11 protein-coding genes are annotated in these 15,163 nt (G+C 68.0%); 6 read left to right on the top strand and 5 right to left on the bottom strand.

The features are described 5' to 3' along the window. Window positions 1-26: 26 nt before the first annotated feature. Entirely contained in the window at window positions 27-2,777 is a 2,751-nt protein-coding gene (locus tag E0H73_RS11570) for an ATP-binding protein (protein ID WP_131353788.1), read from the top strand. Here the strand turns inward: E0H73_RS11570 and E0H73_RS11565 are convergent. After that, complete coding sequence (locus E0H73_RS11565; protein ID WP_131353786.1) at window positions 2,755-3,309, bottom strand: TetR/AcrR family transcriptional regulator; 555 nt, start codon at window positions 3,307-3,309, stop codon at window positions 2,755-2,757. The two genes, E0H73_RS11570 and E0H73_RS11565, sit on opposite strands and share 23 nt — an antisense overlap. A 75-nt stretch (window positions 3,310-3,384) precedes the next feature. On the opposite strand from E0H73_RS11565, the gene E0H73_RS11560 reads away from it, so the two are divergent. Further along, window positions 3,385-3,741: a DoxX family protein gene (locus E0H73_RS11560; RefSeq protein WP_131353784.1), complete on the top strand. Its 357-nt coding sequence runs from the start codon at window positions 3,385-3,387 to the stop codon at window positions 3,739-3,741. A 12-nt stretch (window positions 3,742-3,753) separates the two neighbouring features. Here E0H73_RS11560 and E0H73_RS11555 read toward each other — a convergent pair whose 3' ends face one another. The 3 genes from E0H73_RS11555 to E0H73_RS11545 are packed head-to-tail and all read right to left on the bottom strand — an operon-like array spanning window position 3,754 to window position 6,930. Beyond that, complete coding sequence (locus tag E0H73_RS11555) at window positions 3,754-4,656, bottom strand: carbohydrate ABC transporter permease (RefSeq protein WP_131353782.1); 903 nt, start codon at window positions 4,654-4,656, stop codon at window positions 3,754-3,756. 1 nt (window position 4,657) lies between these two features. After that, entirely contained in the window at window positions 4,658-5,587 is a 930-nt protein-coding gene (locus E0H73_RS11550) for a carbohydrate ABC transporter permease (protein ID WP_238163950.1), read from the bottom strand. Further along, window positions 5,584-6,930 carry an extracellular solute-binding protein gene (locus tag E0H73_RS11545; protein WP_131353780.1) on the bottom strand — a complete coding sequence of 449 codons (1,347 nt, stop codon included), beginning with the start codon at window positions 6,928-6,930 and terminating at the stop codon, window positions 5,584-5,586. Before E0H73_RS11545 ends, E0H73_RS11550 begins: the two co-directional genes overlap by 4 nt. 265 nt (window positions 6,931-7,195) lie before the next feature. On the opposite strand from E0H73_RS11545, the gene E0H73_RS11540 reads away from it, so the two are divergent. Together E0H73_RS11540 and E0H73_RS11535 are read left to right on the top strand one after the other, a co-directional pair. After that, window positions 7,196-9,574, top strand: coding sequence for a glycoside hydrolase family 3 N-terminal domain-containing protein (locus E0H73_RS11540; RefSeq protein WP_238163949.1), 2,379 nt, complete (start codon window positions 7,196-7,198; stop codon window positions 9,572-9,574). A 4-nt stretch (window positions 9,575-9,578) separates the two neighbouring features. Further along, complete coding sequence (locus E0H73_RS11535; RefSeq protein WP_131353778.1) at window positions 9,579-10,619, top strand: LacI family DNA-binding transcriptional regulator; 1,041 nt, start codon at window positions 9,579-9,581, stop codon at window positions 10,617-10,619. A gap of 13 nt (window positions 10,620-10,632) precedes the next feature. Here the strand turns inward: E0H73_RS11535 and E0H73_RS11530 are convergent, their stop codons facing one another. After that, complete coding sequence (locus tag E0H73_RS11530) at window positions 10,633-11,508, bottom strand: helix-turn-helix domain-containing protein (RefSeq protein WP_131353776.1); 876 nt, start codon at window positions 11,506-11,508, stop codon at window positions 10,633-10,635. Window positions 11,509-11,609: 101 nt separating this feature from the next. Here E0H73_RS11530 and E0H73_RS11525 point away from each other — a divergent pair, with 101 nt between their 5' ends. Together E0H73_RS11525 and E0H73_RS11520 are read left to right on the top strand one after the other, a co-directional pair. Next, on the top strand, window positions 11,610-12,644 hold the full coding sequence (locus tag E0H73_RS11525) for a zinc-binding dehydrogenase (RefSeq protein ID WP_131353774.1): 1,035 nt from the start codon (window positions 11,610-11,612) through the stop codon (window positions 12,642-12,644). Between the two features lie 107 nt (window positions 12,645-12,751). Then, window positions 12,752-15,151, top strand: a complete 2,400-nt coding sequence (locus E0H73_RS11520; RefSeq protein ID WP_131353772.1) for a penicillin-binding protein — start codon at window positions 12,752-12,754, stop codon at window positions 15,149-15,151. Window positions 15,152-15,163 lie beyond the last annotated feature (12 nt).

Below are 15,163 nucleotides of genomic sequence, written 5' to 3'. Positions count from 1 at the left end.
CTTGCGTTGGGGCGCACACTGACCGCATGGGGGGAACGGACGGAGACCACGGATCGCTCCCCGGCCGCGACCGGGAGCAGGCGTTGCTGGCCCGCGCCTTGCAGAGTGCGGCCGAAGGTAGTCCACGAGCGCTGTTCGTTCACGGCGAGGCAGGCGTCGGCAAGACGCGATTGGTCCGAGAGACCTGCCAAGCCTCGCAGTTGCGACCAACGTGGGGCAGTTGCGTCCGTTTCGCCGCCGCCGAGGTTCCGTACACGCCCATCGCCGGTGTGCTTCAGGACTGGCTGAACACCGCCGGCCCGACCGAGCGCGATGAGGTCCTCGCCGGTGCCGACGATCTCGCGGCCCTGCTCCCCTCGATCGGCTTCGGTACGGCGATCGCCGGCGGACGACTGGTACCGCTGGTCGATCTCGTCATCAGCCGACTGGCTGACCGCCGACCCACGGTGGTGGTCGTCGACGATCTGCAGTGGGCGGACGCGGCGTCCCTCGATGTGCTGGCCTACTTGATCGCCGGCTTCCGGAACCAGCCGTTGGCGCTGATCGCCACCTGCCGCGACGAGGCACGGTCCGAAACACACCCGTTGCACGGCTGGCTCGCCGACATGCGCCGGATGCCGTCGTTCGAGGAGATCCACCTGGAGCGGCTGGACCTCGAATCGACCGCTGATCAGATCGCCGGCCTGACCCAGCACCCGCGGGATCTGGAGTTGGCCGCGCAGGTGCAGGCGATGTCCGACGGCAACCCGTACCTGACCGAACTGCTGGTCCGCGATCTCCCGGACCCGCAGGCCGCTCCCATCGCTGTGCCGGACGCCTTGCGGGATGCGCTACTCGCCCAATGGCACGGCCTGACCCGGGAGTCCAGGGACCTCACCCGTCTGCTGGCGGCCGCCGGTCGACCGGTGCCGCTCGCTGTCCTGACCAGAGTCGCCGGAGAGCACGGCATCAACCCCGAGTATGTGACCGACTGCCTGACCGAGGCCGAGACCCACGGTGTCATCGAGTCGACCAGCGGCACACCATGGTTCCGCCATCCGCTGATCGCCGACATCCTGTATGACGGTCTCCCGCTGACCGCGGCCGGGAAGGTGCATGCGACGTACGTGCGAGTGCTGGAAGCCACGCCCGACGCGGCCGCGGCCGACCTGGCCGCGCACAGCCACCTGGCCGGACGGACGGACGACGCCTACCGCTGGTCGCTGCAAGCTGCCGACGACTCGCGGCGGCTGGGTGCGCCGGCCGAGGAGGCGATCCATCTGCGCCGCGCCTGCGATCTGTGGGAGTCGGTCTCCGACCCGATCCGCGGCAGCGTGCACGACCGGATCCGGCTGCTGCGGCGTACGAGTTCGACGTACTCGAAGATCAGCGAACCCGGCGAGGCCAGTGCGTTGCTGGACCAGGCGGTCGACTTGGTCGACCGGCGTACCGAGCCCCTCCTGGCCGCCGCGATCCTGACCAGCAGATCGACGGCACGCTGGAGCGCCAACTCGCCCTCGACGCCGGACCTGGCCGACGCGCAGGACGCCGTCGATCTCAGCTCGTCCGATCCGGACAGCCCCGAACACGCGATGGCGCTTGCCGAACTCGCCGCCCTGCAAGTGTGGAACGACCCGACCGCCAGCAGCAGGTACGCAGGCCAGGCGGTTGCCGCCGCCGAGCGATCAGGCTCCGACGAGGCCCTGACGAGAGCACTCTGCAAGCGTGCGGCCGCGACGTGCGTGACGAGCCCGCCGGACGCGCTGACCGACGCCACTCGAGCCGCACACCTCGCGCTGTCGCACGGAAACCTGCGCGACCTGCAGGACGCGACGATCTGGCGACTCAACGCCCTGGCTGAGCTCAGCCGGTACGACGAGTTCCTCGCCGAAGGCCTGACGGCGTACCGGCAACTGATCGACGGCGGTGCGGGCAAGTCCTGCCATTTCCTGCTGTTCATGCTGACCGACGGGTTGCTGGACAACGGTCGCTGGGACGAAGCGCGAGCGATGATCCGGACGGCCCTGGCGGCGCGGTGCGGTGGTATCAGCGGCGCCGGCGTCCGGCTCGCGGCCACCCTGCTCGCCGTGAGGTCGGGTCAGGTTGCAGAGGCGAGACTGCATCTGGAGCGCGCGGAAGAACTCGTGCCCAGCAGCTTCCCCGGCCTCCAGGAGGGCTTCAAACTCTGCGGAGCGGCAACGTTGCTTGCCGATGGCAAGCCTCGGGACGCACTCGACTGGCTGAAGCGCTGCGTACCGACCGGCGACCAGGCGGCCGAGGACCTCGGTGACGACGTTCTCGTCGCCTACGCACAGGTCGCCGCCGAACTCGCCCGGACCGCACGGGACCACCAGGATCCAGCCGAAGTCGCCGAGGCGATCGCCACCCTCGACGAAGTGCTGGCCGGCTGGCCGACCGAGCCGTTCTCGGCCGGCACGCCCGCTGCGACGATGCACAGAGCACTGTTCGAGGCCGAGCGGGAGCGCTGCCGGGCCGGAGGTGATCAGCCCGATCGTTGGCTCGACGCCGCAGCGGCCTGCCGCGAGACGGGGAACGTCTGGGGCGAAGCGCAAGCGCTGTTCCGCTTCGTGGAGTCGGGTCTCGGTGAAGGCCGGCCGGCCTCGACACTGAGCGACTCGCTCCGCGCGGCGTACCGTCCGGCGGTCCAGATGGGCGCGATGCCGCTGCGGCGTGACATCGAGGGCCTCGCAGTCCGGTCCCGCATCTCCCTCGCCGAACCAGCACCCGCGGTGAATCCCGGTTGGTCGTCCGGAGTCAGCGTGCCAGGACGCGGCTGACGACCTCGTCCACCATCGTCGGTGGAATGGGGCGGTGGGCAACGAACCGGCGGTAGAAGAACGGGCTGGTGAGCAGGTCCGTGGTGAGCTCGGGGTCCGTGTCCTCGGGAAGCTCCCCGCGTTCGCGAGCGCGTTCGAGAACGGCGAGGAGCGGGTCGCGTCGGCGGCCGGTCAGGTCGGCGTGGAGCCGGGACAGGGCGGGGTCACGTTCGGCCGCGTCGATGAAGGCGGCCAGCAGCCGAGGGAACGGCGTGTGCTCCATCAGCTGCACGAACGCGTTCAGGATCGCGGCCACATCCGACTCCACCTTCCCGGTTTCCGGCACCGGGAACGGCCGGAAGGTCGCGTCCATCGCGTCGATCAGCAGCGCGCCCGTGGTCGGCCAGCGCCGGTAGAGCGTCGCCTTGCTCGCGCCGGCCCGCCGGGCGACCGCCTCCATCGTGAAGCCGGCCAGACCTGACTCGTCCAGAACCTCCAGCGCAGCCGCGAGCATCCGCTGCCGGGCACCGTCGCCGCGCGAGACCGCTGCCATTGAACCTCCTCCATCGAAACGCTATCGTACCGATAGATAAGAGTACGGGTCCGTACCGATAGCAGGTGAGTCACGATGAAGACCGGCACGTACTGGGCAGTGACCACGATCGTAGTGGGCGAGTGCGCCGTCGGCGGCACGATGGATCTGCTGCGGCTGCCGCCGTTCTACCCCATGATGATCGACCTCGGGTACCCGAGCTATCTCGCCACCATCCTCGGCGTCGCGAAGGTGGCGGCCGCGGTGGTGCTGGTTGCGCCCGGCCTGCCGCGACTGAAGGAGTGGGCGTACGCCGGCGTGCTGATCAACATGACCGGCGCGGCCGCATCGAACGCCGCCGACCACCAGTACGCCGGAATGATCGCCCCCGCCGCGTTCGCCGTACTGGCGCTCGCGTCGTGGGCGATCAGACCCGGCAGCAGAAGGTTGTAGCTAGGGCGTGTCCTACCGGCTGAAGCCGGCGGTCAGGCCGCTGAGGAGCTGGCGGCGGCCGAGGGCGTAGAGGATGACGATCGGCAGCGTGGTCAGCACGACCGACGCGAGGACGGCGGGAACGTTCACGCTGTACTGGCCTTGGAAGGTCCACAACGCCAGTGGCAGGGTCCGCTTGTCGGGGCTCTGGGTCAGGATCAGCGGGAGCAGGAAGCCGTTCCAGACGGCGAGGCCGTTGTAGATGCTGACGGTGACAAGCGCGGGCCGGGTCAGCGGCAGCGCGAGCTTGCGCAGCATGTCCCACTCGGTCGCACCGTCGACCCGCATCGACTCGAAGAGTTCCTTCGGTACGTCGCGGATGAAGTTCGTCAGCACGAGCACCGACAGCGGGATCGAGAACGCGACCGACGGCAGGATGAGCGCCAGCAGGCTGTCGTAGAGATGCATCCGGATGATCAGCAGGTAGACCGGGATGATGGTGGCCTGCAGCGGGATCGCCAGGCCCATCAGGAACAGGCCGTTGACCCCGGCAAGGAAGCGGCTGCCGGCACCGCGGATGATCGCGTACGCCGCCATGAACGAAATCGCGACCGCCGGGATGATCGTGCCGGCCGTGACGATCACGCTGTTGGCGAAGTACCGCGGGAAGTCGGACTCGATCACCAGTTTGTAGTTCTCTGTCGTCGGGGCGGACGGCAGCGCGAACGGGTTCTGGGTGAAGTAGTCGCTCTGGTCCTTGAAGCTGGTGACGACGATCCAGTACAGCGGGATCAGCACGATCCCGAGCCACACCCAGCCTGCCGCACCGCCGAACCAGTTCAGCTGGAGCAGCTTGTGGGCACGGACGGGTCCGCCGCGCGCCGGCCGGGTCGCCGTACTCGTGCTTCTCGTGGCCGTTGTCGTGCCGGATGCCATGTCACGCACCTTCCTGCTGGCTGGCGGTCGTACTGCCGCCGAGCCGGCGCAGCAACAGGGCGAGGGCCAGGCCGAGCAACACGAGGAAGACGGCGATCACGCTGGCCGGGCCCATCTGGTTGGACATGAATCCGCGCTTGTACATGTCGAGGGCGAGGACGCGGGTGGCGTCGCCCGGACCGCCCGCGGTCAGGACGAAGATCAGGTCGAAGAACGTCAGCGACCCAACCACCATCAGAGTGGACGACGTGATGATCGTGTACTTCAGCTGCGGCACCGTGATGCTGAAGAACTGCCGGACCCGGCCGGCCCCGTCGATCGACGCGGCCTCGTACATCGTGGTCGGGATCTGCCGGACCCCACCTTGGTAGATCAGCGAGTGGAACGGGATGAACTGCCAGGAGACGATGAACACGACCACGCCGACGGCGAGGTTGCTCTTGCCGAGCCAGTCCTGGGTCAGGAAGTCGAGATGCAGTCCCGGGCCCAGACCGAAGTTCGGGTCGAGCAGGGCCTTGTAGGTGATGGCGATCGCGGCCGAGCTGAGCAGCAGCGGAATGAAATAGAGGACGGCCAGCAACGCGCGATACCGCTGGCGGCCGGCAAGGAAGACTCCGAGCAGCAGGCTGATCGGAGTCTGCACCGCCCACGACAGGATCATGATCTCGAAGGTCACGAAGATGCTGTGCGGCAGCGTGGGATCGGAGAGCACGGACCGCCAGTTGGACAGGCCGGCCGGATGGATCGGGCCGAGGCCGTCCCACTGGGTGAAGCTGAGGGCGAGTACGCCGACCAGCGGGACGACACCGAAGACGACGAACATCACCAGTGCGGGCAGGACCATCCAGCTGACCCGACCGCTCCGCCCGACGGCACCGGACGGAGCTTGACGAGCGCCGGCCGAGACGGCGGGCGGAGCGGTCAGAGTCACTGTCCGATCACCGCGTTCATGTTGTCGGCGAACTGCTGCGGGGAGATCGACAGCTGGAAGAGCTTGGCGATGTTGTCGAGCAGCGTCTCGGCCGCCGTCGGGCTGAGTGCCTGGTCCCAGGACTGGGCGAAGTTCTTCGCGTTCGCCGCAGTGTCGTAGACGAAGTTCAGCCACTCGGAGTCGTTCTTGTCCGTGATCGACGAGAGCTTGTCCTTCGCGCTCTTCACGACCGGGATGTTGCCGGACTTCACCCAGGCATCCACCGTCGCGTCGTCGAGTGTGTTGTTCGCGATGAACTTCTTCGCGTTGTCCTTGTCGGCCTGGCTCGCCTTGGAGGAGATCGACATGTACTGACCCGGGTTGCCCACGGTGTCGGTGGGGTCGCCCTTGCCGCCGTCGACCGGCGGGAAGTTCATGTACCCGAGGTGTCCCCCGGTGACGAAGTCCTTGCCGGACGACTTCATGTTGCCGTAGGTCCACGCGCCGTGCAGCATCATCGCTGCCTTGCCGGTGTAGAGCAGGGCCTGGTCGGCGTTGGAGTCGGCGGTGATCGAGGAGAAGCCCTTCACGAAGCCGTTCGCCTTGATCAGCTTCTGCATCTCGTCGAGCGCCTTGAGCGCGGACGGGTCGGACCAGCCGTCCTTCTTACCGTCGTAGATGTTCTGGAAGACCTCGCTGCCGCCGATCCGGTCGAACAGGAACTCCAGCCACATCATGTTGGTCCAGCGGGACTGGCCGCCGAGTGAGAACGGCGCGATGCCCTTCTCGTTGAACTTCGGCACCAGGTCCATGATGTCGCCCCACGATTGCGGCGGCTGGGCGCCGATCTTCTCGAACGAGCGCTTGTCGTAGAACAGCACGATCGGCGTCACGGTCTCACCAGGCACCGCGTAGAGCTTGCCGTTGACTGTGGCTGCTGTGAAGGCGGACGGGAAGATCGAGTTCTTCAGGTCGGTCTGCTGGTTGAACCAGTCGGTCAGGTCCTCGACCTGGCCGGCCTCGACGTAGGCCTTGAGGCCGCCACCGCCCCAGCCCCAGATCAGCGTCGGACCCTGGCCGGCACCGATCGCGGTCTTGATCTTCGCCTTGAACGCGTCGTTCTGGAACTTGGTGGTCTTGATCTGACTGCCAGAGTTCGCGTCGTTGAACCGCTTGACCTGCGCGTCCCGGATGGCCTCCTGCGGCTGGCCGGTCAGGTACCAGTACGTCGTACCGGTGCCGGCGGCCGCGCCGGTGGTCGAACCGGGTGTGGTCTTCGGGCCGGAGCTACCGCAGGCCGCGAGGCCGGCCGCCAGTGCGCCCCCGCCGACCAGGCCGAGGAACGTACGCCGAGATGTCGCCATGGGATCCACTGTGATCTCCGTACTCCATGCTGCTCCGCCGGTCGCGGAAGCACCGGACAATTAAAAGATGTTTCGTAACGTAGATTTCGAACATGTCGCTGTCAAGACTTGAACTACCGGCTCTTTGCGGTCACAGTGAGGTCACGGAATCGCCTGGTCACACAGGTGATTCCCAGACTTTGTGACGACGGCGAGAATCGCTGAAAGTATCGAAACTTTTTCGATACTTTGTCTCAACCAAGGGCGCCGATTTAGGGAGAATTTCTTGTCCAGCTCGAGCGACCAGCCGTGGCGGGACCCGGGACTGCCGGCCGACAAGCGGGTCGAACTGCTCCTGCAGGCGATGACGCTGCGGGAGAAGATCGCCCAGCTCGGCAGCCGCTGGGCGGGCAACGACATGGCCGACGCCGAGCTGCCCGCGGACGAGACGATCAACGTCGCGCCGATGGAGGACGTCTTCACCACCGGTGCCGCGCCGTCGCTGGCGGAGGCGAGCCGGGACGGGCTCGGTCACTTGACCCGGGTCTGGGGCAGCATCCCGCAATCGGTCGAGCAGGGCGTGGCCGAACTGATCCGGCAGCACGAGGTCGTGCTGGATAGTTCCCGGCTCGGGATCCCCGCGCTCGTGCATGAGGAGTGCCTGACCGGATTCACGACGTACGGCGCGACCGTCTACCCGGCGTCGATCGCCTGGGGTGCCACGTTCGACCCCGAGTTGGTCGAGCGGATGGCGGCGGCGATCGGGCGGGACATGGCCGCGGTCGGCGTTCATCAAGGGTTGTCGCCGGTGCTGGACGTGGTCCGCGACTATCGGTGGGGGCGGGTCGAGGAGACGATCGGCGAGGATCCGTATCTGGTCGCGATGCTCGGGTCGGCGTACGTGCGCGGGCTGCAGAGCGCGGGCGTGCTGGCGACGCTGAAGCACTTCGCCGGGTATTCCGCGTCCCGCGCCGGCCGCAACCACGGACCGGTGTCGATGGGTCGGCGGGAGTTGCTCGACTTCATCCTGCCGACGTTCGAGACCGCGATCGCGACGGCCGGCGCCGGATCGGTGATGAGCTCGTACTCCGACATCGACGGGCTGCCGGCCGGCGCGGACTCGTGGTTGTTCACTGAGGTCCTCCGCAACGAATGGGGTTTCGGCGGCACGGTGGTCTCGGACTACTGGGCCGTGCCGTTCCTCGCGTCGATGCACCGGGTCGCCGCCGACAACGCCGACGCGGGCGCGGTTGCGCTGACGGCCGGCACCGATGTCGAGCTGCCGGACACCATCGGCTTCGCCGGCCTGCTGGACAAGGTGAAAGCGGGCGAACTGTCCGAGGAACTGGTCGATCGCGCGGCCCGGCGACTGCTGTTGCAGAAGGCCCGGCTCGGTCTGCTCGATCCCGACTGGACTCCGCAGGGCTCGGTCGGCGATGCGGCGATCGACCTCGACTCGGCCGAGAACCGAGCCATCGCGCGGCAGCTTGCCGAGCGGTCGGTCATCCTGCTCGACGCGGGATCGTCGTTGCCGCTGTCAACGGACGTGCGGCGGATCGCCGTCGTCGGGCCGTGCGCGGGCGATCCGCGGACCCTGATGGGTTGCTACGCCTTCCCCAACCACGTCCTGCCGCGGTACCCCGATCGCGGCCTCGGTGTCGAGGTGGTCACTCCCATCGATGCCCTGCGCAACGAACTTCCGGACGTCGAATTCCTGTCTGCCAAGGGATGTGACGTGATGGGAGACGACCGCTCCGGCTTCGAGGCCGCGGTCACCGCGGCGCGGGATGCGGATGTCTGCATCGCGTACGTCGGCGATCTCTCCGGACTGTTCGGTCACGGCACGTCCGGGGAAGGCTGTGACGCCGAGGACCTGCGGTTGCCCGGCGTCCAGGACGAGTTGCTCGACCAGTTGCTTGCCACCGGCAAGCCTGTCGTCGTCGTGGTGGTCTCGGGGCGTCCCTATGCGCTTGGTGGCATCGCGGACCGGGTCGCCGGACTGGTGCAGGCGTTCATCCCGGGCCAGGAGGGTGCCGCCGCGATTGCCGGCGTACTGAGTGGGCGGATCGTGCCAAGTGGCAAGCTGCCGGTGCAGATCCCGCGGCACGTGGGCGGGCAGCCGGGGACGTATCTGCAGCCAGCCCTTGGCAGTGTCGAGAGTGCGGGCATCAGTGGTCTCGAGGCCGCGCCGCTGTTCCCCTTCGGGTACGGCGCGTCGTACACGACGTTCGAGGTCGGTGACCTGCGGATGAGCGCGACGGAGATCGGGAACGACGGTGACTTCACCGCGACCGTGCGGGTCCGCAACACCGGCGATCGGGCCGGTGACGAGGTCGTCCAGCTCTATCTGCACGATGTGGTGGCGCGGATCGCGCGGCCGCTGAAGCTGCTGACCGGGTTCGCGCGGATATCGCTCGAACCGCAGGCGGCGGTTGACGTAACCTTCCGTGTGCACGCGGATCGCACGGCGTACACCGGGCCGGATCTGCGCCGGATCGTCGAGCCCGGCGACGTCGAAGTGATGCTCGGCACCTCGTCGCAGGACCTGCCGTGTCGCGCTGTCGTCCGGGTCACCGGGGATGTGAGGGTGGTGGGTCACGAGCGCATGCTGACCACTCCGGTCGACCGCACCCCGGTCACCGCCGATGCCCCGGGAGGAGGGTGATGAGATGTCACGGCTGAAGGGACGCGTCACCCTCGCCACCGTCGCCGGCACCGCCGGGGTGTCGATCGCCACGGTCTCCAAGGTGCTGAACGGGCGCAGCGACGTCTCGCCGGTCACCCGCGCCCGGGTCCAGGAGATCCTCGAGAAGCACGGGTACGTCGGCCGCCGGCCGGAGACGGTCGAGCGGGACAGCATCGAGTTGTTCTACCAGGGCATCGTCAACGCGTACTCGGTCGAGGTGATCCAGGGTGTCGTCGACGCCGGCCAGGCAGCCGGGGTGGACGTCGTACTGAACGCACATCCGCCGCACCCGCAGACGTCCAGCTCCGGACGGGCGGCCCGGTGGATCCGCGAGGTGATCGCGGCCGGTCGGCGCGCCGCGATCGGGATCACCAGTGAGCTGGCCGACGCCGACCTGGCCGCGCTGTCGCGGGCCCGGCTGCCGCTCGTGGTCGTGGACCCGGCCAACATCCCGCAGCCCGACGTGACCAGCGTCGGCTCGACCAACTTCGCCGGCGGCATGGCGGCGACCCAGCATCTGCTGTCCCTCGGCCATCGGCGGATCGCGTACGTCGGCGGTCCGCCGACCTCAGGCTGCAACCAGGCCAGGATGAGCGGGTTCCGGAGTGCGATGGAGGCGGTCGGCGCCCCGGTGCCACCCGACTACATCTGGCTCAGCGACTTCCTGTACGACGACGGCCTGGCCGGCGGAGCGGCGTTGCTGGACCTGGCCGACCGGCCGTCCGCGATCTTCGCCGGCAGCGACGAGGCCGCGCTCGGCGTACTGGAGGCGGCCCGCGCCCGCGGTCTGCGAGTCCCCGAGGACTTGAGCGTGGTCGGCTTCGACGACACCCAGGTCGCGCGGCTCGCGTCGCCGCCACTCACGACTGTCAAGCAGCCGCTCCGCGACATGGGAGCAGTCGCGCTCCGCACCGCCCTTCAGCTCGCCGCCGGCGAGAAGGTTGCCTCACACCACGTCGAGCTGGCCACCACCCTCATCGTCCGAGGCTCCGCCGCCCCCAACCGCATCCGCTCGGTCTCCTGAAGGATCCGCACAACTATTCGTTGTCCTGGGCGACTATTTCGGGTTGGTCCTGGGTGGCGGCCCAGCTGGCCAGTAGCTGGAACGCGTCCGCGGTCGGCGAGCCGGCCGGGGCGGTGTAGACGACCAGCGCCAGGCCGGGGTCGGACGGGATCTCCATCGCCTCGAAGTTGATCTCGAGGTCGCCGACCACCGGGTGGTGCAGCTTCTTCACGCCGGTGCGGTGGAAGCGGACGTTGTGCGCGGCCCACCGGGTCCGGAACGTCTCGCTGCGGGTGGACAGTTCGCCGATCAGTTCGGTCAGTGCCTTGTCGTGCGGGTTCTTGCCGGCCTCGGAGCGCAGCACCGCCGCGATGTCGTCGGCCGCGCGTTCCCAGTCGACGAAGAACTCCTGGGCGGCCGGATCGAGGAAGATGAACCGGGCCGTGCTGGCCGGACGGCGCGGATCGGCGAACATCGGCGCGTAGAGCGCGCGAGCCAGCCGGTTCGCCGCCATCACCTCGAACCGCGCGCTGCGGATCCAGGCCGGCGCATCGGTGATCGCGTCCAGGATCTGCTGCAGGGCCGGGCGAACCCCCTTCACCGCCGGGCGGCGCCGTACCGGGGTGGCGTCGGACTCGCGCGCGAGCGCGAACAGGTGCGTGCGCTCGGCGTCGTCCAGTTGGAGCGCGCCGCAGAGAGCCTCGAGCACACTCTCCGAGGCGCCGGCCAGGTTTCCCCGCTCCAGCCGGACGTAGTAGTCGACCGAGACGCCCGCCAGCAGGGCGACCTCCTCGCGCCGCAGTCCCTTCACCCGGCGATTGCCGCCGTACACCGGCAGGCCGGCCTGCTCGGGGGTGAGCCGGGCCCGGCGGGAGCTGAGGAACTCCTTGATCTCGGCTCGGTGGTCCATGGCGTCAACACTACGGACCTTCGCGATCCCGAGGGAGGCACTGGCGTTACCTGGAACGACAGTCACTCCCCCGCCCACGCTCCGTGACCTTCACTGGGACCATGCGAGCGACTTACATGTACAGCGCCGGCGACGTACGGGTGATCGACGTACCGGATCCGGTGATTCAGCAACGAACCGATGCGGTGGTGCGGGTGACCGGCTCCTGCATCTGCGGCAGTGATCTGCACCCGTTCCACAACCTGCCGGCGCTGCCCGGCGGCAAGTCGATGGGACACGAGTTCGTCGGCGTGGTCGAGGACATCGGCGCCGACGTGGCGACGGTGCGGAAGGGCGACTTCGTCATCGCGCCGTTCGCCTGGTCCGACGGGACGTGCGACTTCTGCCAGGAGGATCTGCAGACGTCGTGCCGGCACGGCGGGTTCTGGAACGCAAACGGCGTCTACGGCGGTCAGGCAGAGGCGGTCCGAGTTCCGCTCGCGGACGGGACGCTGGTGAGGGTCCCGGTCGGCGAGGATTCCGAGCTCCTGCCGTCGTTGCTGACTTTGTCCGACGTGTACGGCACGGGCTACCACGCGGCTCTGAAGGGCGGCGTGGACGAGCGTACCTCGGTCACGGTCATCGGCGATGGCGCGGTCGGCCTGCTCGCCGTCCTGTCGGCCCGGCAATTAGGTGCCCAGCGCATCATTCTGATGGGACGGCACAAGAAGCGGACCGACCTCGGCGTCGAGTTCGGCGCGACCGACGTCGTCGCCGAGCGGGGCGAGGAAGGGATCGCGAAGGTCCGTGAACTCACCGGCGGGGACGGGACCCACGTCGTACTCGAGGCCGTCGGGCACATGCCGGCGTACGAGCAGGCGATTGGTGTTGTTCGTCCCGGCGGCGTGATCAGCCGGGTCGGCGTACCTCAGTACCTCGACGCTCCGGTGGGCTTCTCCAGTCTGTTCGGCCCCAACATCACGCTGACCGGCGGACCGGCTCCCGCCCGCGCCTACATCGAACGTCTGCTGCCCGGTGTCCTGTCCGGAAAGGTCAACCCTGGCAAGGTTTTCGACCAGACCGTCACCCTGGACCAGGTCCCCGACGGCTACCGCGCCATGGACAACCGCGACGCCCTCAAGGTCCTGATCCGGTGAGCCGGCAGTGACGGATTCGTCACAATTGGTGACATCGTTGGGCAGATGTGTTAATTCCGTGACGAAAATGTCCCGGTGAAGCCCCTCCGGGGCTAATCTGCCGGACCATGCACAGACGCGAGCCGGCCCGCCCCAAGGTCGTCCAGTCCGTGGTGCTCTTCCTGTTCACCAGCGCTCTCGCCGGAGCGCTCGTCGCCGGCCTGGCCCTTCCGCTCGCCGGACTGGCCGGGGTGACCACAGCGAAGGCCCACGACACGGTCCAGTACCTGCCGCAGGACCTCAAGGCGGCGCCGGTTTCCCAGAAGAGCATCATCCAGGCGGCCGACGGCTCGCTCATCGCCACTCTGTACCAGGAGAACCGGGTACCGGTGACGTTGCGGCAGATCAGCCCGATGATGCGCAAGGCGATCGTCGCGATCGAGGACGATCGCTTCTACGAGCATGGCGCACTGGACGCCAAGGGCACCCTGCGCGCACTGCTGCGGAACCAGTCGCAGGGTGCGGTCCAGCAGGGTGGCTCCAGCATCACCCAGCAGTACGTGAAGATGAACCTGATCGAAAAGGCGAAGACACCGGAGGAGGCCGCGGCCGCTACGGCCGACACCTACGAACGCAAGGTCGCCGAGCTCCGGTATGCGATCGCCGTCGAGAAGGAATACTCCAAGGACCAGATCCTGGAGAAGTACCTCAACCTCGCGAACTTCGGTGACGGTGCCTGGGGCATCGAGGCCGCCGCCTTGCACTACTTCTCCGTGCACGCCTCCCAGCTGACGCTGCCGCAGGCCGCCATGCTCGCCGGTCTGGTGAAGAACCCGACCGGCTACGACCCGACGAACAACATGAAGCGGGCCAAGGAGCGTCGCGACGTGGTGATCCGGCGGATGCAGGAGCTGAACATCGTCACCGCCGCGCAGGCCGCGGCCGCACTGAAGACCCCGGTGATCGATCCGAAGAAGGTCCGCAACGTACCGAACGGCTGCGCGAACTCGAAGTACCCGTTCTACTGCGAGTACATCGTCTCCCAGCTGAAGAACAACCCGAGTTTCGGCAAGACCCCGCAGGCCGCGGAGAACTACATCGAGACCGCCGGTCTGGTGATCCGGACGTCGCTCGACCCGAGGATCCAGAAGGCGGCCGAGGACTCGATGAAGAAGCATTCCAAGGCCAGCGACCAAGCCGTGGCCGCGGTCACCATCGTCGAGCCCGGCACCGGTCTGGTGAAGGCGATGGCGCAGAGCAAGCCGTACGGCAACAAGAAGGGCCAGACGTCGTACAACTACAACGTCGAGAAGTCCTACGCCGGCGGATACGGCGGCTTCCAGAACGGTTCGACGATGAAGGCGTTCACCATCGCCGCCGCGATCGAGAAGGGTGTCCCCCTCACCTACCGGATCAACTCGCCGCAGCAGATCGACCTGAGCGGCCATAAGTTCGCCACCTGCAGCGGTACGACGTCCGCCCCGGACTACAAGCCGAAGAACTCGACCAAGACGATCCTGGACCCGTCGATGATCGACGCGGCCAGGGCGTCGACGAACACCTACTTCCTGCAGTTGTCCGAGCAGGTCGGTCTCTGCCCGATCGCCACCATCGCGTCCAAGCTCGGCATGCAGGACGCCCAGACGATGAAGCCGCTGCAGCAGGTCCCGTCGTTCACGCTCGGGTCCGCCGGTCTGATCACACCGTTGATGCTGGCCAATGCCTACGCGACCTTCGCCGCTCGCGGCAAGTACTGCACCCCGCAACTCGTCACCGCGGTCACCACCAGCAAGGGCAAGTCGATCCCGGTCAAGGGCCGCAGCTGCAAGCAGGCGCTCACCCCGCAGGTCGCGGACGGCGTCAACTACGTGCTGAACAAGGTGATGGAGCCGGGCGGCACCGGCGGCAAGCTGAAGTTCGGCCGCAGCGACCTGGCCGGCAAGACCGGAACGATCAACGGCAACATCGCCGTCTGGTTCGCCGGCTACTCGACCAGGCTCGCGGCCGCGTCCGTGGTGGCCGATGCGACGCCGAAGTACACGGACCTGGCCAGGCTGACGCTGAACGGCAAGAAGATCGGGAACGCGTCCGGCTCCGGGACCGCGGGGCCGATCTGGGAGACCGCACTCCAGGGTGCCTTGAAGGGTCTGCCGTCGACCCACTTCGTCCGGCCGGACGACCTGACGATCCGCGGCAACGTGAAGGACCTGCCACAGCTCAAGGGCGTGCTGCCGCCGATCGCGATCGCCCAGCTGCAGCAGCTCGGCTTCCAGGCCGAGGTCTCGCCGACGCCGGTCGACTCGGACGCACCGGCGGGCACCGTTGCGTACACGAGTCCACGCCAGGAGGACGGCGCACCAGCCGGTGCGAAGATCACGCTGTACCTGTCGAACGGCAGCAAGGCGACGCCGCCTCCGCCGCCGACGACACCGGGACCGCCTGGTACGCCGCCGACGATCCAGCTGCCACCGGGCTGGCCGACCTGTCCGCCGACGGACCCGCGCTACCCGAAGTGCCGGCGGCGCTGACCCTGTCCACGG

Origin of the sequence: Kribbella pittospori, from assembly GCF_004331465.1 — a bacterium.
GTDB classification, from domain to species: Bacteria; Actinomycetota; Actinomycetes; order Propionibacteriales; family Kribbellaceae; genus Kribbella; species Kribbella pittospori.
Note: the sequence above shows the minus strand (reverse complement) of the source record. Positions and strands in the feature narration are given on the sequence as shown.